The organism is Martinezella lusitana (assembly GCF_900094565.1).
GTDB classification, from domain to species: Bacteria; Pseudomonadota; Alphaproteobacteria; order Rhizobiales; family Rhizobiaceae; genus Rhizobium; species Rhizobium lusitanum.
Map to the genome: position 1 here is coordinate 1 of NZ_FMAF01000001.1, position 24,104 is coordinate 24,104.

Annotated in this window: 13 protein-coding genes; 7 read left to right on the plus strand and 6 right to left on the minus strand. The window is 58.2% G+C overall.

Features of this window, described 5'->3' with window-relative positions; genetic code table 11:
* Nucleotides 1-434: 434 nt before the first annotated feature.
* The 6 genes from GA0061101_RS00005 to GA0061101_RS00030 all read right to left on the minus strand — a co-directional run bounded on the left by GA0061101_RS00005 (nucleotide 435) and on the right by GA0061101_RS00030 (nucleotide 14,727).
* Nucleotides 435-1,733, minus strand: coding sequence for a capsule biosynthesis protein (locus GA0061101_RS00005; RefSeq protein ID WP_092572771.1), 1,299 nt, complete (start codon nucleotides 1,731-1,733; stop codon nucleotides 435-437).
* Nucleotides 1,726-3,309, minus strand: a complete 1,584-nt coding sequence (locus tag GA0061101_RS00010) for an LTA synthase family protein (protein ID WP_245297413.1) — start codon at nucleotides 3,307-3,309, stop codon at nucleotides 1,726-1,728. Before GA0061101_RS00010 ends, GA0061101_RS00005 begins: the two co-directional genes overlap by 8 nt.
* 128 nt (nucleotides 3,310-3,437) lie before the next feature.
* The gene (locus tag GA0061101_RS00015; protein WP_037194223.1) at nucleotides 3,438-4,292 is read right to left on the minus strand and encodes an SDR family oxidoreductase; all 855 of its coding nucleotides are present in this window, start codon (nucleotides 4,290-4,292) and stop codon (nucleotides 3,438-3,440) included.
* A 17-nt stretch (nucleotides 4,293-4,309) separates the two neighbouring features.
* Nucleotides 4,310-5,668 (minus strand): aminotransferase class I/II-fold pyridoxal phosphate-dependent enzyme, encoded by a 1,359-nt coding sequence (locus GA0061101_RS00020; RefSeq protein WP_092572995.1) that lies wholly within the window; start codon nucleotides 5,666-5,668, stop codon nucleotides 4,310-4,312.
* A gap of 62 nt (nucleotides 5,669-5,730) precedes the next feature.
* Entirely contained in the window at nucleotides 5,731-13,197 is a 7,467-nt protein-coding gene (locus tag GA0061101_RS00025; RefSeq protein ID WP_092572773.1) for a type I polyketide synthase, read from the minus strand.
* Between the two features lie 351 nt (nucleotides 13,198-13,548).
* Nucleotides 13,549-14,727, minus strand: a complete 1,179-nt coding sequence (locus GA0061101_RS00030; protein ID WP_092572774.1) for a polysaccharide biosynthesis/export family protein — start codon at nucleotides 14,725-14,727, stop codon at nucleotides 13,549-13,551.
* A gap of 755 nt (nucleotides 14,728-15,482) precedes the next feature.
* On the opposite strand from GA0061101_RS00030, the gene GA0061101_RS00035 reads away from it, so the two are divergent.
* The 7 genes from GA0061101_RS00035 to GA0061101_RS00065 all read left to right on the plus strand — a co-directional run bounded on the left by GA0061101_RS00035 (nucleotide 15,483) and on the right by GA0061101_RS00065 (nucleotide 24,086).
* On the plus strand, nucleotides 15,483-16,271 hold the full coding sequence (locus tag GA0061101_RS00035; RefSeq protein WP_245297414.1) for a class I SAM-dependent methyltransferase: 789 nt from the start codon (nucleotides 15,483-15,485) through the stop codon (nucleotides 16,269-16,271).
* 95 nt (nucleotides 16,272-16,366) lie between these two features.
* Nucleotides 16,367-17,497: a hypothetical protein gene (locus tag GA0061101_RS00040; RefSeq protein ID WP_245297415.1), complete on the plus strand. Its 1,131-nt coding sequence runs from the start codon at nucleotides 16,367-16,369 to the stop codon at nucleotides 17,495-17,497.
* Nucleotides 17,478-18,758, plus strand: a complete 1,281-nt coding sequence (locus tag GA0061101_RS00045; protein ID WP_092572775.1) for a KpsE/RkpR family capsule polysaccharide export protein — start codon at nucleotides 17,478-17,480, stop codon at nucleotides 18,756-18,758. Before GA0061101_RS00040 ends, GA0061101_RS00045 begins: the two co-directional genes overlap by 20 nt.
* A gap of 13 nt (nucleotides 18,759-18,771) precedes the next feature.
* Nucleotides 18,772-19,425 (plus strand): ABC transporter ATP-binding protein, encoded by a 654-nt coding sequence (locus tag GA0061101_RS00050; protein WP_037194208.1) that lies wholly within the window; start codon nucleotides 18,772-18,774, stop codon nucleotides 19,423-19,425.
* A 191-nt stretch (nucleotides 19,426-19,616) separates the two neighbouring features.
* Nucleotides 19,617-20,720, plus strand: coding sequence for a KpsE/RkpR family capsule polysaccharide export protein (locus tag GA0061101_RS00055; protein WP_245297416.1), 1,104 nt, complete (start codon nucleotides 19,617-19,619; stop codon nucleotides 20,718-20,720).
* Nucleotides 20,721-20,738: 18 nt separating this feature from the next.
* A complete protein-coding gene (locus tag GA0061101_RS00060; RefSeq protein WP_092572777.1) occupies nucleotides 20,739-21,845 on the plus strand; it encodes a hypothetical protein in 1,107 nt (368 codons plus the stop codon).
* A gap of 54 nt (nucleotides 21,846-21,899) precedes the next feature.
* Entirely contained in the window at nucleotides 21,900-24,086 is a 2,187-nt protein-coding gene (locus tag GA0061101_RS00065; RefSeq protein ID WP_092572778.1) for a glycosyltransferase family 2 protein, read from the plus strand.
* Nucleotides 24,087-24,104: the final 18 nt, after the last annotated feature.

Sequence of the window (24,104 nt, forward strand, 5' to 3'; positions counted from 1 at the left end):
TACAAAAGACTGAAAAGCCTCAACTTTCTTAGATGTCTCACTTACCGTTAAACTATTGTTTTTCCGGTTATCTTGTGGGCTCTCATCGCCCACCATTTTTCAGATATATTTTTCATCAGATTATTGTGTCGGAAGCAGATCAATTGCTCTCTGGCGAAATGCTTTTCGAAGGCGCTATGGCGCGCCGCTCAATAATTGCCGGTGATGACGATCGTCAGAAGCACTACGGAAACGAGCACGAGAGCCGCTATGATCATAAGCAGCTCTTTCAGCATAAATCTTTCCATCTTACTGCCATCCATGACGTTTGCTCCCGGCAAACAGTTCTGTGTTCTCTATCCCAACGTCGAATCGCTGCGTTAAGTTTATTGCAATTCCGCATATAAGCGGCTGCCATGTCAATTTCAGGGTCGCATCGCCGATGCTTCGGGCGATCACGGTATATGGACCTTCTCAGGCTTCTGCCGCGGCGCCTTATCCATGTAGGCGCCTGGCAGGTTGACCGTTCCTGACAGCAATCTTTCGGCAATCCGTGCGGCCGCCGCCCGCGCGCCCGCCTTCGAGCAGAAATTGCCGCGCACTTGCACGCTTGCAGCAAGCAGCCTGAAGAATGCGTCGCGGAGCTCTGCCAACGGCAGCGCCGGCTCCAGCCAGAACCGATCCAAGGACTTCTGATCGGTCAGCCCCACCATGTCGTAGACGGCCGTGCCGAGGACCTTGACCGGCTTATCCGCTTGCAGGGCTGAAAATGCCGCCGTGGAATTGACCGTCACCATACCCTGGCTTGCGGCAGTCAATTTTTCGAGATTTCCGCCGTCGATGAAATGAACCCGGTCGGACAAACCGGACGATGCGCTGATTTGAGCGATATAGGCTTTCCAATCGACGAGCCCGTTGTCGAGCGGATGCAGCTTCACGACAAGATGCGTTTCGGGCGCCGCATTCGCGGCGAAGGACCGGAGAATCAGCCTGATGGCATCCTCTTGCCGATGGAAGGGCGAGTGCGAACGCAGTTGATAGTCCGTCTGAAGCTGCAAAGGGTAGACGAAGAATCGCCTCCCACCGCCGATCATCCGTTCAATAATGCTTTCCGCCTCGCCTGCCCTTCTGCGGCTTGAGGGAAGCCTGCGCAGCCAGCCAGCGTATTCCATCAGCGGATGGTAGAGCCCGTGCCGCCGGTAGCCGGGATAGAGAAACCAAAGAAAAACAGTCGGCAGATAATAGGCGAGGTCGTAAAGCGCTTCGGCAAGGAACGACTGACTGAAGCGCCGCGCCCAGTCCGGCTCGGGCAGGTTTGCCGCCGCCTCGACGATATGGGCGGGGTCCGCCGGAAAGTGGGAATTGGAAGACAGCCCGTCACGCTCGAGCGTCACCCAATCCGGCCGTAAATATCCCATCTCCACGACATTGACGCTGGCACCCAGCCTTTGTGCCTCTTCGATGGCGACGCGATGATAAGGGCGTTCTTCACCGTGGAGAATCACATCCGTAACGCCGTGGGCTTCGATTCGGCTGTGAATATAGTCGCGCCAGCCGGTGAAATCGCCGCGATAGCTCGCGGCATGCCCCCAACGCCAGGAAATCCAATCCCCGGCATTGAGATTGATGCGGATGCATCGGCTGCCTGCGGCCTGCAATATCCTGGCGATCTCGACGAATAGAGGCGAGGACGGCCCCTGAAGGAAGAGAAACACTCGCGGGGAAACGCCTCCAGGCCCCTGCCCTTCAGCCATTCTCCGGAACCTCGGTGCTAAGGCCCGCATAGCGCAGCAAGGTACCGATGAGGTTCCAGGGCGCTTCTTCCTGCGGCGGTTTCGGCCTCTGCGTGTGCGCCCGCGCACGCCCGAGAGGAACGATGATGTAATCGGTGCGCGGATCCGGGAAAGGATCGGCAAAAGCCTTCAGCAAGGGCGCGTGATCGCCATAGAACAATAGCCAGACCGGACGATCCAGCCTGTCGAGATGATGGGCGAGATTGCCGAGCGCATGATCGGCGCGCATCAAAAGCTCGCTATAGATATCCACCGGATTGACGAGATCGCCGCATCGGCCGGGCTCCCAGGGGCCGTGATTCGCCATGGATGCCACGAAGACAAAATTCTTGGCGGTGCCATCCTCGTCGATCGCCCTGATCACGCTTTTCGTCAGCGTGAGGTCGCTGACATAGGGGCCATCGCGCTCCGGATTGTGATCGAATTCATCCAGCATCATCATCCGGTCGAAGCCGAGCTGCGGCAGTGCCTTGTGGCGCAGGAAAAAGGTCCTGTCGTAAGGGTGAATGAACTGCGTCTTCCAGCCGGCCTTCTTCAGCCGTGCGGGCCAGACGACGTCCTTGTAGTGGCTGGCGCGCAGATAGGGATAGCTCGCATCGATATGGACGTTTTCGGGCAGCAGCCCGCTCAGCATCGCAAATTCGGTGCGCAGCGTGTACCCCCCCTCGAAGACACTGGTCATCCGGCCCCATTGGGCCGCCTGATCGCGCAGGCGGTCAAGATTGGGAAGCTTGACGCTTTCGACGCCGAAATGCCTGAGGTCGATGAAGGATTCGGATTGCCATATGACGATGAGCGGTTCGTCGTCGCCATGCTCCCACAGCTCCTGCAGCGCTGAAATGAAGCGCTCCGACAGCTGTGTGACGATTGCCTCGCGTCTGACGCCGACCCAGATGACGAAATGAAAGACGACCGAAGCGAAGGTGCCGAATCGCACCGTATCCATCTTGACGTCGACCTTGCCGAGAAACCTCTGCGTAAAATGGCAAACCGGCTCGCTGATGATCCTGCTGAACAGGGCAAGCCATGGCGAAAAGGCGACGGCCAACATCAGGAGGACCCAAAGAACACCGTTCTCGGCCGGCAGGACCGACGGTTCCCAATACATATAGAGACCGCTGAGGCCGAAGACGTAGCCGAAGGCGATTACCCAGAAGAAGATATTCAGCGACGTCGCGTAGAAGATCTCCTTGTATTTGAAGACGTCGACCACAAGCGCGATGTCTGAAAAGACCAAGGGTTCCCGGATGAACTCGAACTTTGCCCGCGAAATCCCGGTGAAGATCACAAAGAAGCTGATGACCGCCTGGGTGCTGTAGATCGGACGCCAGGAAATCGCGAAGAAGGCGGCATAAATCAGCACGATAACGGGAATTCTGGCCGCCCAATCGTAAATCAGGCGTTGCCAGCTTCTCTCAGTGCGATTCTGCGCATTGATGGCCGCCGGCATTGCGAGGCTATCGGTAAGAAACACCACGACGCAGGAAAACGCGAAGCCGGCAAGAGTCAAAAGAATTGGAAAATCATGAAGTTTCAAGACTATGTCATCCAAATGCCCGCTGTCTGCAGCAGCGTTTTTCAACCCGTGAAGCGCGGGCGCCGATTCCCTCGCTCACTTTTTCCGGCCATGTGTGCCGATAGCACAACGCTGACGATTATTTCGTATTACTTACCATGATCAAAACCTCTGTCCGTCACGTCGGCAAGGCTTTCCGTTGCTTCTTGCCCAATTATTTTTCTCGTTTTCCGCGAAATAAACCACATCAGCGGCGGCTTAATCAGCGGCCCGAAATAAGCAAGCGCCGCCAGCGAAAAACCGAAATGGATTTTCGCCTTGCCCTGTTCCAGTCCGCGAACGATTCTCGCGGCCACCGCCTCGGCGCTCCACGGCTTGACAGAGCCCATGAGGATTTTCGCTTCGGCGGGTCGCATGGAGATTTCCCGCCGATATTGCGGTGTCAGCGTATCGGGCGGGAAGCAGATGGATATGCGGACGCCAAAAGCCTCGGCTTCGGCGCTCAAGGCTTCGGCAAAGCCGACCAGCGCCGACTTGGAAGCGCAGTAGGCCGTGTAGCCGAAAATGCCGACCAAAGCAGCGCCGGAGGAAATCATCATGATCCTGCCGCTGCGGCGGGCCTTCATGCCCCTATAGACCGAGCGCACCGCATTTGCGGTTCCGAGGAAATTGATGGAAATCTGCTCTTCGAAGATGGAGGCCGACATCGCGTCGAAGGCGCGCGGTTCGACAATGCCGGCGGAGGCGATCAGAATATCGCAGGGGCCGAACGACGCTTCGCAGATCTCTATTGCAGCCGTGGTCTGATCAGCGGAAGCCACATCGACGGAGGCTATTTGAACACGGGCACTGTCGATGCCGGAAAGCGATATGATCTCCGCCCGCGCCTGCTCTAGCCGCCCAGGATGGCGTGCGAGAAGCGATACTCGATCGCCCCTGGTCGCATAGAGTTTCGCTATCGCCAAACCGATTCCGCTTGAGCCTCCGGTGACGATAACATGCATGCAATGATCGTCCTCAGTTATGGCCTGCCTGCGGCTTGGCTCGTCGGCAGCAACTGCATCATCTTGTCCATGTCGAGCGAGGCCAGGCCGAAATTCCTGTCCTGCAAATCCTTGAGTTTCCTCGCGGTAAGCGCAACTGCACAGCGGATTTGCTCCTCGGTGTGGTTACAGGTGATGAAGAAGCGCAGCCGCGCCATTCCCTCCGGCACGGCCGGATGGATGATGGGCAGCACGTTGATGCCCTCTGCCAGCAGATCGTTCGAGAGCTGGGCAGCACGAAGCGAATCGCCGACAATGACCGGCACGACCGAGTAGCCGACGCTCAGGCCGGTATCGAGGCCCGCCGCTTTCGCGCATTCGAGAAACAGGTGGCCATTGCGCCTGAGCCGCTCGGTTCGCTCAGGCTCGGCCTGCAGGATATCGAGGCTGGCGATGGCGGCGGCGGCGAGAACCGGCGAGAGACCGACGCTGTAGACGAAGCCCCCCGCCTCCGCCTTCAGGATATCGGCAAGCGCGCTGCTGCCTGCAATATAGCCGCCGCAGCTCGACGTCGTCTTCGACAGCGTGCCCATCCAGATGTCGACATCACGCGGATCGAGCCCGAAATGCTCGAAGGTGCCGCGACCCGTCTTGCCGAGGACGCCGAGCGCATGCGCCTCGTCCACCATCAGCCAGAAACCGTAGCGCGCCTTCAGCTCCAGCAGAGCCGGCAGGTCGGCGACATCGCCATCCATCGAATACACGCCCTCGACGATGACGAGGATGCGACGGAAGTCGGACGAGAGCGTCTTCAGAATGCCCTCGAGATTCTCGACGTCGTTATGCTTGAAAAGCCGGCGCACGGCACCCGAGAGCTTGATGCCAGCCAACGCGCTGTTGTGAATGAACTCATCGTGGATGACCAGATCCTGCGGTCCCATCAGACAACCGATCGTCGCGACGTTGGTCAGGTAGCCGCTGACGAAGCAAACCGCGGCATCGACGCCGTAGAGACGGGAAAGCCGCTGTTCCAGTTCCACATGCCCCGGCCGCTCACCGGCAACGAGGCGGCTGGCGGACGCGGAGATTCCAAAACGATCGATGGCCTGCTTGGCGCTCGTCGCGACCTGCGGGTCGGTATTGGTCGCCAGATAATCATAGGAGGCGAAGTTGATGAACTCACGCCCGCCGATGCGGGTCGTCGCACCGGCTGCGCCGTCGTGGGAGCGATAGAAAGGATTGCCGACACCCAACATCGCGACCGCCATGCGCTGCGTCTCGACGCGCTTGTATTCCGGCAGATCCTCGAAGCGCGCCGCCTGACGATGCTGTGGCTGCGATTGCCTATTCAAGCGTTCGGCCCGATTGCGCCCCGAAGACTCACCGACGCGACGCATCTGTTCCAGCAGGTTGCTTTTCGTCTGTTCCACCGCTCTGTCGCCATCGGCATCTTGCGTCGTCACTGGGCGACTCTCTTTTCCTGCTCCCCGGCATGGCTGCGCGCCAAACGTTCGACCACCTGGTCTTCGTTCACCGCGGAGCCCTCCGTCTCGTCGCTGCCGCGATTCATGACACGGTCACGCAAACGGCTGACCACATCGCTGACGGTCGTGCCTTCGCCTACGCCACTCAGGGGAATGTCGAAGCCGGTCTTCTGCTGAAAGCTCATGCCGAGCTCCATGGCCATCAGGCTATCGAGGCCGATATCCTTCAGGACCTTGTCGGGTGTCACGGTATCCTCGGTCACACGCAGGATCGCGGCAATCTCAAAGGCAACGAGCGCATGAAGAGCGGCCTGCGCCTCCTCTTCCGACTTGCCCTTGATCAACTCCCTGAGATCGATGGCGTCGCCTTCGTTCAATGATTGATGGCTGCCGGTATGGCGCATCAGCGGCTCAAACAACGACCGGCCGGCAATCGGCAGCAGGCGGGCGGCGTTCCAGTCGATTTCGGCGATCATGACGGCTGCGGCATCGACCGTGCCGGTATCGGCCAGTATGTAGCGCTCGACCTGCTCCAAGGCGTCGCGGGCCTTCAGAGCGGCCCTGCCGATGCGCTTCGATAGCAGTTCGTTGACCTCGCCGTTGCGGGCAAGGAACCCCTTGTCGGCGATAGCACCGAAACCAACGGCGAGCGCAGACCTGCCTGCCGCGCGGCGCGCTCGCGCCAGCCCCTCCAGATAGCCGTTCGCCATCACATAGTTCGCCTGCCCGGGATTGCCGAGCATGGTCGTCGCCGACGAGAACAGCAGGAAGAGTTCCAGCTTGTCCTTCTGCGTCAACCGGTCGAGGATTTCGGCGCCGCGTATCTTGACCTCTACGACCGGGCGATTGCGCTCCGGCGTCAGGTTGGCAAGAAGCGCATCGTCGAGGACCATGGCGGCATGAATGATGCCCTTCAACACACCTTCGGTACGAAGCGAGACCAGCAACGCTTCGACAGCGGCTTCATCGGTGATATCGCAGGCGTGCAGCGTCGTCGTTGCGCCATGCTTTGCCCACTCGCCTATTGCCTTCTTCGTCTCGGGATCGGCTTCGCCCCGGCGTGAGCACAAAGCGATGCGGCGCGCACCCTTGGAGACAAGCCAATCGGCGGCGGCAAGTCCAAAACCGCCGATGCCGCCGACAACCAGGAAGATGCCTTCGGAATCGAAACGCAAGACCTTCGCCGGCGCTGGCAGGACGCTATCGCTACCGATGACGGGCGGCCGCACGACGATCTTGCCGATGTGGCCGGCATTCTGCATCAGCCGGAACGCGTTGCCGATTTCATCATAACCGAAGGCGCGGTAAGGCAGCGGCGTCAGTTTTTCTTCTGCAAAGAGCTGACCGATTTCAGCGAAGATCCGCCGCGTCAGGTCAGGCACATTGACCAGCAACTGATCGGCATCAATGCCGAAATAGCTGACATTGCGCCGGAACGGGCGCAGGCCGATCTTGCGGTCGGAATAGTAGTCGCGCTTGCCCAGCTCCAGGAAACGCCCGAAGGGTTTGACCAGTTCGATGCTGCGCTCCATCGCCTCAGCGAAAAGCGAATTGAGAACGAGATCGACGCCTTCGCCGCGCGTGAACTGACGGACGCCCGCGACGAAATCCAGAGAGCGCGAATCGAGCACATGATCTGCGCCGAGCATTTCGAGGAAGCGACGCTTCTCGACCGTGCCGGCGGTTGCGATCACCTTGGCGCCCTTGAGCTTGGCTATCTGGAGCGCGGCAAGACCGACGCCGCCGGCGGCTCCATGGATCAGGATGGTTTCGCCCGATTGAATGCGTCCCAGTTCGACCATCGCGTAGTAGGCCGTCAGGAAGGCGACCGGTACCGTCGCGGCAGCAATGGTTTCCATCTTCTCCGGCAGCCTGGTCACGCCATCGCGGCGGACATGCACATGGGTCGAAAACGCCGCAGGGCCGATGCCCATGACCTTGTCGCCCGGCTGCAGATCGTCGACCGCATCTCCCACCGCCAGAATTCGCCCCGCGAACTCCATGCCGATCGTGGCACCGGCAAAGCCGTCCTCCAATGCCTCTTCCGGCAGAAGGCCCATCGCCCACATGACATCGCGGAAATTGAGGCCGGTGGCCTCAACGGCAACAACGACTTCCCCCGCCTCCAGCACAGGAAGGTTTGCTTCCTCCCAGGCAAGGCTATCCAGACGACCGCTTACATGCTGCCGGATCGTCGCGGCGGCGATGTCGTGGCGGCTCGTTTCGACGGCCGCGAAGGGGCCAGCGGCGGCCCTGATTTCCCGGATTTCTCCTGTGGAGCCATCCAGAATCCACTCTCTGTTATCCGTCTCCGCGGCCAGAAGCATCTCGACGGAAGAAATCGTCCGCCTGTCATTCGCATCGGCGTCCAACAGATGCACGTCGAAGCCGTCATACTCGTTCTGGAGAACGCGTGCGAAGGCCCATAGGCCGGCATTGGCAACATCGATGGACGCGCTGGCGAGCGGCGAGCCGCCGGGTGCGACGATGACCAGCCGCGACCTCCCGCCATCGCCATGTCGCGACAAAGCGTCTGCCAATTCGGTGAATATCGAAAGACGAGCCAGCGACAGCTCGGCTGGATCACGATCGCGCTTTCCATCCGCCAGATAGACGACCCGACGCGGTTCGCGGTCGAGAGTTTCCAGCGCTCCGATAATATCTACGGGTGACGTGCCGACATCGATGACGATCGTTCGCTTATCGAGCCTACCTATGCCCTTCTTGCCCTGTTCGGACAAAATCAGCATCGGGTTCGCGGCATCTGCTTGTCCATTTGCTTCCAACTGACGCTCCGCGGCAGCGGTCACAGCAATCAACGCGCCGTCCGGAAAGGTCAGTTCGTGAACATGCGTCTTGGTAAAGCCCAGGGTGGCCAGAAGATTCTCGACCTGCTGCGGCGTGCCGAGCCGCCCGACAGGGAATTCCGGCGACTGGCTGTCCGCAAACCAGCCTTCCGACAGACCAAGGACGAAATCGTTGAAGGCGCTCGGTGCGCGATCGGCCAGCAGCAACTGCCCGCCATGGGCCGCGGTCCTCCGGACGATCGCCCTGACGCCGTCGTCGTGCCGCAGAAGATGCTGGGCCTGATCACCAGACGCAACGACGATGTCGGCGACCGTTCGATCCGCCAGTTTGGCCGGTTCGGTCACGATCACATGCGGATCGCGCTCGAAGGCGATTTCCAGCGCGCGGCGCATCTGCTCGCGCGGTTCGGCAATGATCAGGCAGGCACTTGCCGCCGCCGCGATCGCAGCCAATCTGCGGCTGAAGGCCGGCGATACCGAGCCTATTTCGAGAATATGCCCGATGGTTTCCGGATTGGCCTCGATGGACGAGGTCAACGCTGCCGCTAGTATCGAGAGCCGTCTTTCGCTCAAGGGAGATTGAACGAGCACATGCTCCAGCGTCGCTGCACTCGGCGTATTTATCCCCGGTGCCGAGGATTCGTGCCCCAAGACATGCGGGCGCATGGCCGCCAAACGGTCAAGCGCATCGCGATAGGCATTGTTGACGAGAACGGTTTCGGCCACGCGGCCAGCGTCCTCGCGATAAATCTCCTGCAGAAGCTCGGCCACCGGCGGCAATGTCGGTTCCCGCGGAATATCCCAATCGCCACCCTTTGCCGAGGCTATACCGGCATCCTCGAGAATATAGAGGCAGTTTACGAGGAAGGATCTGAACTCGGGCTCGCCGGGCAGACTGGAATACGAGACGACGCCACTCCTGTCGGCAACCGCCAGGGCGATCTCGTGGCAGGCACGATAGATCGCGGCGTCGAGAAGAAGGGTCGCATTGTTGAGCGAATGGTCCCGATCGGCACCAGGCACGGGCAAACTATCAGGCAGTACCGTTCCCGAACTTTCGCGGCGGGCAAAGACGATCGAAGGAACGCTCTCATAATGAAATGCGACGGAATCAAGCGTCGCGCGGCGGCGCAGATGTGTGCGGCGGAAACGGCAATCGTCAAGAATGACAATCTGCTCGCCGCCCGCATCGAACAGGCGGAAACGGGCCTTTATCGAATTCGCGCTGAACCGATCGATCTCGATCGTCGCTTTGACGATCGGCCGTCCCTTGCCGAAAACCCTGATCGCGCCGAAGCGAACCGGAATATAGGGCGCACCGGCTTCGTCTCCGGAGAGCTGATCGAACAGCGCCACAAGCCCGTGGAACGCGGCGTCGACCGACATGGGATTGAGATTATATGCCCCGAACGGATGCGAGGGTGCTGCCGCCGGCTTGAGTTCCACCTCGATAACATCGCGGCCGAACGCAACAGCCTTCGACAGAAGCTGGAAGTGCGGGCCGTAGTGCAGGCCGAAACGCTCGGCCGTTTGGTAGGTCATGTCGGCGGTCAGAACGAGTTTACGCTCCTTGGCCCGTCTTTCGACATGGCCGCCGAGGTCCTCACCCCCAAGCGGCTTGCGGCAGCGCGCGACGGCGTGAACGGTCCAGTCGTCATTGCTCAGACGCTCACGCGACCGGATCTCGATGTCCCCGGTCTCGGGCGACAGGATCGTCGACAGCTCCACCATGCGATCCGGGCGCAGTTCAATTGGCCGGACGATCTCGAGATTGCCGATCTCGACCTCGTCTGTCCCGAAATATCGCTGTGCGGCCGTAACGGCAATCTCGATGAAACCGCTCCCAGGCATGATCGCCTTGCCGTCGACGACGTGCTCCGCAAGGTCGGCGAAAAGATGTGCGTCGAGATGGTTCTTCCAGTTCGAGCCGTTGATATCAGTCCGCCAGCCGAGCAGAGTGTATGGGCTTTTGCGATCGCGGCCGAAAATATCGATCTCGTCGCTTGTCGGCTGGGTGCGCAGCTCCATCGGTTCGAACGGCAACGGCGGCAACTTGACGAAAGCATTGCGCGTGGCGCTGCCTCGCGCACGCAACGCCGGCGCGCCGTTGGCGACCGCGCGGGCGAATGATTGCGAAACCGGATCGTGACCGGCAAGATGCCCCTCGCGCAGCAGCGTCGGTATCGCGACCACTTGAACCGATGCCTGCTTTGCGATCTCCGCTACATAATTGGAAAGGATCGGGCGCGGCGAAATTTCAACGAAGAGATTACATCCCATCGCCATGGCGGCCTGACAGCCAGCCTTGAAGAGCACCGGATCGCGAACATTGCGCCACCAATATTGCGTATCCAGCAACCGTCCATCGCTGAGTTCGCCCGTCACGGTCGAAATGAAGGTCCCTGTGCCGCTATCCGGCGCCACATCGGGCAGATCCGCGAGGAAGGCATCCTTGGCGCGATCGATGATCGGATGATGAAAAGGATAGTTGATGTCGAGGATGTGCGCCACGATCTGAGATTTGCGCGCAGCATCCCTGAATGCCTCGATCTCGCTGACCGGGCCGGAAATCGTTACCGAATTCGGTGCATTGATCGCTGCGACACAGATATTGTCGAGACCATGCGATCTTGCGAAAGCAAGCGCTGCCTCCTCGTTGAGGACCACGGCCGCCATCTTGCCTTCGCCGGCGAGAAGATCCTGATGCAGCGAACGCTTGGCGACAATGGCGACCGCTTCGGCAGCAGTCAGTGCCTTGGCGGCGTAGGCGGCGGCGATTTCGCCGACGGAGTGACCGAAGACTGCGTCAGGCTTGACGCCCATGGTCCACAGGCAATCCGAAAGGGAAGCCTGGACCGCAAACAATAGTGGTTGCGCAATCTTGGTATCGGCCAGACGCGAGGCAAGATCCGGGGCGACCAGAAGATCCGTCAGCTTCTCGCCCAGATAATATTCAAAAAGCGCGCTGAATGACTGAAAACACTGCCGGAAATGACGATTTTCCTCATAGGCGCCGACGCCCATGCCTGCCCATTGGGAGCCGTTGCCGGAAAAGACAAAGGCGATCTTGGCGGGTTGTGCCGGGGCTTCACCGGCCTCGCCGACGGAGCTCTTGCCGGTGAGGTGTGCCTCGATCGCCGCCAGCACCGCAGCGCTGTCCTTGGCTCGCGCCGCGAAGCGATGGCGCATCGGTTCGCGATTGGCTGCAGCCGAAGCGACGATCTGGCGAGCCTCCTTGGGCTCGGCATGTTCGAGGCGCGTCCTGTAGTCCTCGAGCAATTTCGAAAGCGCCGAGGCCGTGTGGGCGCTTGCCGCGAAAACCATTCCGTCACCGCGGATTTGCGGTTCGGGCGGCGCAACCGGATCGGGGTCGCTGATGACGACATGTGCGTTGGTGCCGCCGAACCCGAAAGAGTTGACGCCGGCAAAGCGCGCCTGCTTCGCCGGAAGAAGCTCGATAGCTGAGGTGTTGACCCGAACGTTCAGTCCGTCGAAATCGATGTTTTCGTTGGGTTGGTCGAAATGCAGCGACGCCGGCAGGAAGTTGTTCTCCAGCGCGATCATCGCTTTCAGAAGGCCGAAAAGACCCGATGCGGGCTCGGTATGCCCGATATTGGACTTGATCGACCCGACCGGCACCGGAGCCCGGCGATTGCGACCGATAACTTCGCCGATCGCCCAGATCTCGGCGGGATCGCCGACCTTCGTTCCCGTTCCGTGACCCTCGACGAAGGCAATGCGATTGACGTCGATATTATGCCCTTCGTAGATCGAACGCAGCAAAGCGGCCTGCGCCTCGCGCGACGGCATCGAGATGCCGTTGGTGCGGCCCGAGGAATTGACCCCGACCGCGTGGATTCTGGCGTGGCTGCAATCCTTCTCGCGCAAGGCGACGTCGGTCCGGCGCAGCACGATCGCCGCGCCACCTTCGGCACGAACGTAGCCGCGGCCGTTGTCGTCATAGGCGCGGCAAAGGCCTTCCGGCGACAGCATGCGCGCCTGCGCAAAGCCCACGAAAGACATGGGGTGGAGCAGAACATTGATGCCGCCGACGATCGCAGTGTCGATTTCACCGCATTCCAACGCCCGTACCGCCTGATCCAGCGCAACCAGCGATGACGAACAGGCCGTATCGATCGTCATGCTCGGCCCGCGCAGACCGAATATATGCGAGATGCGATTGGAAACGATGGAAAGCGTGTTGCCCGTCATAAAATACGGGCCACCCGATGCAGGGTCCTCGAGGGTCAGATTGCCATGCTCGAGAGAGGATGCCCCGACGTAGACGCCAACCCGCTGGCCTTCAAAGCCGTCGATCGGCAAGTTCGCATCTTCCAAGGCCCGCCAGACGACATTGAGCAGGATGCGCTGCTGCGGATCCATCTGCATCGCTTCGCGTTGCGAAAGGCCGAAAACCGCAGGATCGAAGGCGAATATATTCTCGATGACGCCGGCGGCGTAGCTATAGGTCTTTCCCGGAACGCCTATGGCCGGATGCCAAAAGCGCGCAAGGTCCCAGCGCTCTTCAGGTATGCGGCCTACAGTGCAACGCCCTTCCTTGAGGACGATCTGAAGCTCTTCGATCGAACCCGCCCCAGGGGCAACGCTTGCGCGTCCGATAATTTCAACCGTCATGATCTCTCAGCAATATTTTACAAAGCGCGTCGTACCGAACTATTCAATTTCATTATCAACTGTTCACACCACAATTATCTGTGGTTGTCACCGACAAAAATCCGGGTGTACAGCGCAATATGCGGCAGTGCAACAATCGAAGCAACATGCCATCCCCGATACCATCAGTGCTTGTGTCTGAAATGCGCTCCGCGCTCGAGTCCGTTGCGGACATTTCTTCACATCACTTCGGGATCAATTCCACCCCGGCGACAAGGCGTGATTCGTCACGATCATACATATGTCGGCGTCTATGCGCCGATAGAGGTAAAACAGACCTTGGCGAAGCCGCGAAATCTCCATTTCTTGACGTTACTGGCCCAGATTGACCGCTGTCGCAGCACCCTGAGAAGCGATGCCCAATGGCGTGCCGACAAGGGTCAGGAACTTTCGAATGTCGACGGAGGGATGGCGCGACACATAGATGACGTCGCGGCTCTTGACCGGGAAGGTCTGCCCTACGATCAAGCTGTCCGGATGCGACATGTCGAAACGATAGACGATCGGATAACGCCCCTTGGGGTCCGCGACCATTCCCTTGCGTAACAATTCCTGGAATCGCGCCAGGCCAAGCAGGCTCCTGACGATATCCGGCTCTTCATAACGGAACAGGAAGAAGCCCTTGGCGTTGCTCGAGTCATCGTCGGCGCCATGACCCAAGGCAACAGCCTCGAGGAGATTGAGGTCGTTGGCGCCGAACTCGAGACGGCCGTCTCCGCGAACGGAGCCCATCAATGTGAAGGTTCTGGGATCACGCACCAGGAAGATCTGGTCGCCAGGTTGAACATAGATATCTTCGGACGGATGCTCGATGATCGATTTCAACAGAACCGTCCCGGTCCTGCTGCCGCGAACCAGCGTAACATAGGTTTCATAAGGCTGCGTCACTGATCCGCCGGCCTTGGCGATGACTTGCGTGATCTTTTCCTCGGTCAGATCCAAGGGAACCATCGAGGGACGCCCGACCGCGCCCGAAACCGTAACAGTTCGCGATGCCGTACCCGTGCTCGTCACGATGACATCCGGCTCTACAGCCTTGGTGGCCAGAGCCGCCAGGATCGCCTTGCGAGCCTGCTCGAGTGTCTTGCCCGCGAACCGAACAGAGCCGGCATAGGGGATGGCCGCCGTCCCGTCCGGCTGCACGACGATATCGAGCGACACCTGTTTCGATTGTGCCGTCGAAAACAGGCCATCAGCGCCCGCTTCGAAAATCGTCACCTTCAATGCGTCGCCGACGCCGATAACTACCCGTCCGACACCACCGCCGATACCAAACCGGCGGTTGAGTGTGGAAGAAACATAATCCGAAACCAGACGCGCGGTACGGCTGTCGATGTCGACAATATCAAAAACGGCGGCATTCTTGCGTCCAAGCTCGGCGCTGGATTGTCCCGCATCGCTCGTGATCGCACCGGCCAGCGGCCCTTCGCTCGAGACGGAATTGCATCCAGCTAGAATTACGCAGCAAAATACGGCGCCAACCCGAATCAATTGAACAACCCCAAATTATTAGCTGCCGCCGTTACCTGATGGTTCAGACCGACATAGTATGCATCAAATATGTAGACGCCTTGAAAGCATAACGAGCGGCCGTCAACAAGCCCATTCAACCTAAAGCGCCATCAAAAAAATTCGGTGCGATCATCCGAACACACCTGATATGTGATGAGCAATCGACCCCGCTGCGTATAAGCGCCAAGTGCGAATAAGGCAATTTATGTCAATATTATTTGGAGATTTTAAATTAATATTTTCTGAATGATGAAATGATCTATTAAACAATAGGATCAGGAGAAATCGAGCTGGGTCACGAAACCATGTTTTGCGAATCGGCATTTTCTCCGCTTTTCATAGGCTTGCTGGTGCCTGTAGAAGGCATCAATTCCAAACCGCTGTTTCCAAAGGAATAGCGGATTACAAGAATTCAGAAACTATCGGAGCCCGGGAGTCCCGCCAGATAAGCATTGAGCGGTAAAGATAGAAGTAGAATCTACTTGGCGTCCGGCGGTGTGGTTTTCTGCCCGGAGAGGCGTGCTCTTGGCCGTTCGGAAATGGGCAGCGGCGCTCATAAACTACGCCGCTTTCTGCGGATCGTACCGCTAGGGTTGTGAATTGATGGGACGAATAGTACGTCATTCGCAACTGGCGTGGTAATTTCTCCAAATCGGCAAATACCGATGGAAATAAAGGTTATGTCAATGCTTGGTTTTTCAAAGCGATCGCCGAAAAAGTCGTCAAAGGACCCTTTGGAAATATTCGACCAGTACGAGCAAAGCATCCCAAGCCATCAGAATGCGATCGATGCCCTTTCCGGCTGGAATTGTGCTTTTCCCCCTGCCCTCAACTTGAATGCCGGAGCGCTGCCCCTCTACGCAGACGACCGGATAGCCTGGGCCCTGCAATCGTTCGGATCTATCGAAGGCAAGAAGGTCCTGGAAGTGGGACCATTGGAGGGAATGCACACCTATATGCTGCATAGCCATCTCCCGGCGCGAATCGACGCGATCGAAGCAAATCGTCTCTGTTTCCTGAGGTGCCTCGTCACCAAGCAGATTCTGAATATCGATACCGCTTCCTTCATGCTGGGCGACATCCAGTCGTGGCTGACGGAACGCGACGAGACCTATGACTTCGCGCTGGCATCCGGCGTTCTCTATCACATGGCCGATCCCGGGGAATTCCTGCGGCTGCTGGCAAGCCGGACCAAAGCGGTTTTCATCTGGACGCATTTCGTTCTGGAGGACGCAATGCCCGAGGGCGACGTGCGGCGCCTGCCTTTCAGCGGCAAAGTCGAAACCAGAATGGTCGACGGGGTTCCCGTACGTTACTACGAACGAAGCTATCATCACGCCAATGCCAACGCGTCTTTCTGCGGCGGTATGAAGGACCGGCATTTCTGGATGCACCGGGATGACATATTGATGCTGTTGCGTAAGCTCGGTTACAGCGACATCGTCATCAGGGACGAAAACCTGAACCACCCTGGCGGCCCGAGCTTTTCGCTGCTGGCGCGCAAAGCGCCTGATGCTTCCTGACGAGGTTTGAATGCCGGGATTCAAGATCAGCCATATCGCGGGTCGTTTTGACGTGCTTCGGGGCGCGACCGGTAACCTGGTGTTTTTCGATCGCAGTGCGACAAGCAGCGCCGACCGAGTACAAATGCCGGAGAATATCCGTGCTTTTTAATCTCGAATATGATCACGGCACCATTCTCGAGGGTTATCTTATTCCCGACGGCTTTTCCGACCTGCCGCACATCAGGGTATCCGATGCGAACGGCGATTTGATGATCCTGCCATGCGATCAGCTCAAACAGGCTGTCATTGATTCGGGACGGCATGAAAACGGCCGCGTCGGGTTCAAGTTGGATACGACGATCATCCCGGATCTGGCTGAGCGAACATCGCTGATGATCCATGACGCGAAGTCAGGATTGTTGATCTACCGGCGGCCGCAAGTCCCGCAAACAATTCCTTTGAAGATTTTACGGCTTGAAACGCAGCTCCTGCCGATGGTCAAATTCGACTATCACTGCGGCCGCCACTTTCAATATGAGCTCCCGTCCGTAGAGCGTTTCGGTCACGAGACGGCGCTTCAGGCCTTTCATCTGAACGCCATCCAGTCGATCTATATCAGTGGACGTCTGCTGCTGCGGAACTACGAAGAGTTTCTCGACAAGGGATTCAAGGCAATCGTTCTGCTGACTGACCCCTATTACGAATTGGCCCTGCGGATATTTCTTCTGAAACGAATGGCAAGAACTCAAATTTCCTTTTTCGGCGACCGCGACAAGATCATATTGGCGCCCGCTGCGGAGCATTTTGCCGACGTCGATCTTGAGAGCGAGGCCTCTCTCAAAATGGCGCTCAAGAAAGCGCCTCAAAATGTCAGAAGCGTTCTCGTGTCACCGGTCACCCGCCAGCTGGCCACGACGATACCGGAACAGCTCGTCACGCGCAGCGATGTGGCCGCCGCGATCGATCTTCTGTCGCGTTTTGCCATCGTGGGCCATGATAGCGACAGTCTTTACTTTCAACATGCGGTGGGCGAGTTGCTCGGGATTCCGATTGACGATTTCCCATTGCCCTCGAGGCATAGCACCCTTGAAAACATTGCAGCACAACTGCGTTCATTGCATATTGCCGAACTTATGCTCGAGGAAGATTTGATTTTCGATCACTATGTGCGTGAGGCGATGAAACCATCCGCGCCGGAGCTGCGCGAAACGATTGTAAGCCGACATGCCAAAACCAGTCATTGAAGACGCGATAGTTGAAGAATACCCGCGCGTAAGGCCGGCCCGACAGATACTGCCGGCCTTGTTCCGGCGGCGCTCCCCACAACGCCGCGAGCGCGAGCAAATCGAGTACATACCGGTCCATGACGGACAAGAGCCGGAAACCCAATCCGGTAGGAAGCCGCCACTACGGCTACTTGGCTTCCTCCTGCTCGTCATCCTGCCCTTTCTGGCCTGCTCGGTCTACTATGCTTTCATTGCTTCGGACCAATATGTCGCGGAGGCCCGCTTTGCCGTTCGCGCAGTCTCCGGTGCGGACGGCAACAGTGACGGGAGCGACCCCTCCGGCGGCGCGGGTGCATCCGGTGTTCTCAACATGCGCTCCGCTTCGCAGGATGCCTATGTCGTCACCAGCTTCATCCATTCGACGGAAATACTGAAACGGATCGGCGCAAACCTCGATTACAAGTCGATGTTTGCAAGGGGAGATGCGGATTTTCTGTCGCGATTTCGCGCTTCGGAATCCGACGAAGAATTTCTGAAATACTGGAACGATCACGTCAGCGCCTATATCGACGTCTCTTCGGGCATCATCACGCTGAAGGTTAGGACGTTCACACCCGATGATTCCGTAAAGCTTGCCGATGCGATCATTCAGGAGAGCGAAAAGCTGATCAACGAGCTTTCCACACGTGCACGCAACGACATCGTCCAAAGCATGAAGGCAGACGTCGAAAAAAGCGGCAAAGCCTATGGCGACACTTTGATTGCACTGAATCAATTCCAGCATGCATCCGGCCTTCTCAGCCCGCAGACGCAGGCCAAGGACAGTGGCACGCTTTTGACCGGACTGCTGGCACAGAAGCTCGAATTTGAAACGCGCCTCTTCGTGATGCGACAGTCCAACGCCGAGAGCTCCCCGACCTTTCAACAACTGAACCTGGCCAAGGAAAGTTTGGATGCGCAGATAGACAAGATGAAAACCGAGCTGACAGGCCCGGAAAATGAAAGTCTTGCAAAATCGCTGCTGGAATATTCCAGACTCGATACCGATCGCTTGATCGCGGAAAAGCTCTACGAGAGTTCGCAGAAAAATTACGATGCCGTCCTTGCGGAAGCGTTGCGCAAGACGCTTTATCTTGCGGTATTCGTCAATCCAACTCTGCCGGACGAGGCGATTTTCCCGCGTCGCGTCAGCACGCCGCTGATCATACTGCTTGCTCTGACCGTTGCCTGGGCAACGCTTTCACTCATCTGGGCGTCCGTACAGGATCATCGCATATGAGTAGGTATGCCCGATGATCCGCTTCAAGAACGTTTCGAAGTTCTTCAAGACGCAGAGCGGCAAAAAGATCATTCTCGACCATGTGAATTGCGAGTTCCAGTCGGGTTATTCCTATGGCTTGCTCGGCGTCAACGGTGCGGGAAAGTCAACGACGATACGAATGATCGCCGGCACGATGCTGGCCAATTCGGGCACGATCACCAAGGACGTGCGCGTGTCCTGGCCGCTGGGCTTGAGCAGCGGCTTCAATCCGTTCATGACGGGGCGGGCCAACGTCCATTTCGTTGCCCGCGCCTATGGCGAGGATGTGAGACGCGTATCCCGTTTTGTTGAAGAGTTCGCAGAGCTGGGCGATTATCTGGATGCGCCCGTGCGGACATATTCTTCGGGCATGGGCGCACGACTGGCTTTCGGGCTCTCGATGGCCATAGAATTTGAATGTTACTTGGTGGACGAGGTTCTCGCCGTCGGCGATGCACGCTTTCAGGAGCGTTGCAGGGTCGCATTCGAGAGCAGACGCAAGAATTCCGATATCATCATGGTTTCCCATAGTATGGGCATGATCAAAACGCATTGCGACAAAGGTATGGTACTTGTCGACGGCCGGCTTATCGTCTTCGATGAGGTAGAGCAGGCAATCGAAGCCTATTATAGACTGAACCGATAAGACACGAGGGATTGGCAGCAAGGCCCAATATGGCGCACGACACCGGAAAAGTGACCGAAACAGTCCAGCTCAGCGCGACTGAGCACAGTCGCAACGTGGCCGCGAATCTCTCCGTGACCGCGCGGAAATTGCGTTTTTCGACGTCAAGGCGGAGCCAATTGTTCAAAGCGGTCGGCCTGCGGCCGCGCCCAATGCAGCAAATCATCAGCAAGGCGATCCTGGCCTCGACTTTTCTGCTGCTCGTCGTCCCCAATCTCGCTTCGATATATTATTTCGTCTTCCTGGCATCCGATCAATATCAATCGGAAACGCGCTTTACGGTACGGTCTTCGACGCCGGCGCTTGGGAAAAACCAGCTGGCCAAGGCTACCGGCCTGCCATCGACGCAAATCGTCCAGGATACGCTGATCGTCACCAATTTCATCAAAAGCAAGGACATGGTGGCGGCCCTGACCAGCAAGGTCGACTTGCAGAATATCTACGGGCGCGAAACGATCGATCCCATTGCGAGACTGAAGAAGGATGCCAGTTCTGAGAAGTTGCTTCGTTACTGGGAGGATATGATTTCCGTGAGCATCGATGCCAATAGCGGCATCGTGACGGTCAAGGCCCGCGCTTTTTCGGCGGCCGACGCCCAGAAGATACTGAAGGAGGTCGTCAACGCCTCCGAAGCCGTGGTCAACGACGTCAACAACCGCATCTGGCGCGATGTCATCGTGACGGCCCAAACGAACCTGGATAACGCAAAGAACCAGTTGCAGAACACCAGAGAAGAGCTTCTGAGCGCCCGCAACCAAACGGGCATCCTCAGTGTCGAGGGGGCATCGACCATTATAACGAATCTGATCTCGTCCGTGCAGAAGGAGAGGATAGGCCTTCAGCAAAAATACGACGCGCTGCTCGGAGCCGTTTCGGCCGATGCGCCGCAGATGAAAGTGCTTAAACGCGAAATCGACAGCAAGCAGAAGCAATTGGATCAATTGAACAGCCAAATTGCCGGGCAGAACAAATCGGAGCAAAACCTTGCCGACGTGTCGGTCGACATGTCTCAACGTGAACTTGAGCAGAGCCTCGCCGAGCAGCAGTTCGCAACGAGCATGAAAACCCTTGAGCAGGTTCAGTTCGTCAGCAAGCAGCAGCTGCTCTATCTCGATACATTTCTCGCACCGGATTTGCCCGATGATGCCGAGTATCCCAAACGAGCGCTCTGGATCGGCGGCGTTTTCGCCGCGACGCTGTTGATTTGGGGTGCGGTCGTCGGGGCGCTGACGAATGTCCGAAGCCGTTTGGTATAAGGTCGCGCGGACAGCCCCATGCAAATTCTGCGCGATATCATCTACGGACTGCTTCCAAGACCGCGACCATCGGGGGCATATGCGAAAGACACTTATCGCACCGCAAAACGGCTCCTCATCCTCTCACGATACCCCAATCCCAGCGTCAGCTACTATCTTGACGAACGAGCCAAGACGCTCGACGAAATTCCGGTCATCATGAAGGGCCTTGATGATCCCCTGGATACGGTCGATAGCGAGGGGCTCTTCGTCATCATCTGCCGCTACATCAAGCAACCACAATTACGCTGGCTGGAAAAGAGGCGTGACAGCCTTGCAGGCGTGGCCTATTTCGTCGATGACGACATCCGGGCCGTTGTCACCGGCAAGGAGGCGAGCTGGCCTTACAAGCTCAGACTGATCAAACTGGCCGTCCGTCCATTGCCAAGGGTCAATCGATTGCTGACACATATCTGGACGTCCACGGAAGCCCTGGCGGGGACGCTGGCCACGGCAGGCCACCAGATCGATATCCTTGCACCGATGCCGGCAAATCCGGCCGATGCCGCGCTCGATATCGGGGATGAGACCATTGCGCCGCTGAAAATGGTCTACCATGCGACCGGCATTCACCGCCGTGAGCATGAATTCCTCATGCCGATCGTCAAGGCCGCGATGGAAAAGCATGGCAATCTGCATTTCGAGGTTTTCGCCAATGGCAATCTTGCACGCCGCTGGAGCCGCCAGGGAATCGACCCGTCGAGAATAACGATCATTCCGCCACTCCCCTGGTCGGCTTATCTTGCCAGGACAGAGCGCCACAGCGCCGATATTGCGCTCGCTCCCCTCCTCTCTGGGAAGACCAATGCGAGCCGCGCCGATACGAAGCGGATCGATATCAGCCGTCTGCAGGCCGCAGCCATATTCTCGAATTGCCCGACATTTGCACGCTGCGCAATGGCCGCAGAGCTTCACATCGGCAACACCCAGGAAGAATGGCTGACGGCAATCGACCAGCTCGTCAGCGATCGGGCGCGTCGCTTGGTTGCTCGCGACGCGACAAGAAGCTCGATCGAAAAAATGCGGCAGCACGCGACGCCTGCATTTCCCGGTATACGTTTTGAACCGTTCGGCGACGTGGCTTAGCGCCCGAATCATGAAGACAATGCGCGCTGCCGGCGTCTGGATATAAAGACATCGATGACACTCAAGATCTTACCGAACGCCGACCTCGAGCGTAAACTCCCCGCCGATGCGAATTCCAATCTTTGGAAGTCCGTGGGCGATGATCCCGCATTCGAAATCAGGTTTCCGCCCGTCCGAAAGAGACTGGTCGTCATTCATATTGCCGCGACCGATGAAGCCATCGATCCGAAATTCTATGTCAATCGCGGCCGCGGCTTCCGGGAGAAGGATGCGACATCCCTGCCGGAAGGGCGGCGGTTCGTCATTACGGCAGACATAGGGTCCGTGGGCACCATCTGCGCCCTGCGCGCCGATCCGGTCAGCTTCCCGACGACATTCAGCTTTGACGTTACGGCTTTCGCTTCCGCGAAATCCGCCGAACGGCATATTTCAAATCTCCTCGGCATGGAGGGGAAGGCAGAGCGCATCGATCTCGGCAAGCTTCCGCAACATTGGACAAAGATACCGAAGCTGAATTTCGGAAAGCGGTCTGCGAACCTGACGACGCAATATGCTGACGCGAGCTATCGACTAGCCTCTGATCTCGTTGCCTCGCCGGTCTCGGCAACAGCCGGAACTTGGCTGAGCGTCGTCGTTCCCGTATACAATGCGCCGCGCCGCTATCTCGACGATCTCGTCAAGTCCTTCGAAGCCCAAGTGGAGAATGGCACGGAACTCATCCTGAGCGATGACGGTTCGACGTCCCCGGAAACACGGCAATGGTATGAGTCGCAGCAATCGAAAGCGAATATCCACCTCGTGCTGAACGATCGCAACGGCGGGATCGCGGCGGCCACCAATGCCGGACTATCCCATGCCAGCGGCCAGTGGATCGCCTTTCTCGACCATGACGATGTCATCGCTCCCCACGCCTTGAAGATGATCAGGCACACGCTGGAGCAAAATCCGGGCGCGAATTTCCTCTATACGGACGAGCTGGTTGTCGACGACACACTCAAGCCGACGGGCGTTATGCTGAAGCCGGCCTACGACCCCGTCCTCCTGACGGGCGTCAACTACATCAACCACTTCTCCATCTATCGCCACAGCCGGCTTCGCGAGATCGGCTATCTTCGCACCGGTTACGATGGCTCTCAGGATTACGACCTGCTGCTGCGCTATCTGGAGGGGGTTCCGGAGGAAAGCATCCTCCACCTGCCCTACCCGGCCTATTGGTGGCGCCGCAATGGCAGGACCTATTCGCGCAAGTTCCTGGATGCCGCCACCGCGAATGCCAGAAAGGCGCTGACGGAGCGATTTGAACGGCAACAGCAGGCGATTGAGGTCGAGGGAGCCCTCACGGAGACGCTGCATCGCGTCATCTTCGAACCTCCTCATGAATGGCCGAAGATTTCGATCATCATTCCCAGCAAGGACAATCTCGACCTGATCTCTCGTATCCTCCGTGATCTCTTCGAAAAGACTGACTATTCCAACTTCGAAGTCATGGTCATCGACAACGGTTCCACGGATCAGTCGGTCCTTAACCTTTACGATCACTATCGCCGGACGCAGCCGCACTTTTCAGCCGTCATCTCGCCGGAAGCCTTCAACTTCTCGCGCTCCGTCAACCGCGGCCTGAAGACGGCAACCGGCGAACACTACCTGATCCTCAACAATGACGTCGAAGTCATCGAGCCGGGCTGGTTGAAGGAGATGGTATCCTGCCTCGCTTATGACAGAACCGGCATCGTCGGCGCCAAGCTTCTCTTTGCGAATGACAAGCTGCAACACGCAGGTGTCGTTGTTGGTTTCGGCGGACTGGCGGGCCATTGGTACATGAGCAAGCCTAGGGAATTCGGCGGCCCGATGAACCGGCTCCATGTCCGCAATTCCATGACCTGCGTGACCGGCGCGGTGATGCTGATTTCGGGCGATTGTCTCCGGAAGATCGGCCTGTTCGACGAGGAAAATTTCGCGGTCGCCTATAATGACGTGGACTATTGCCTGCGTGCCCACAAGGCCGGCTTTCGCATCATCTGGACACCCTTTGCCTGCCTTTACCACCACGAATCGCTATCGCGGGGATCGGACAAGTCGGGCGACAGAAAGAGGCGGTTCGACCAGGAGAAAGAGAACCTTCGGCGGCTGCATGCGACGCAGACGTTCGCCGATCGCGCACTCAATCCGGCCTACAGTCGGGACAAATCGGACCCCAGGATCCTGATCCCCACACGATTGCATATCCCCTCGATGTCATAGACGCGCCGATCGCTGCGC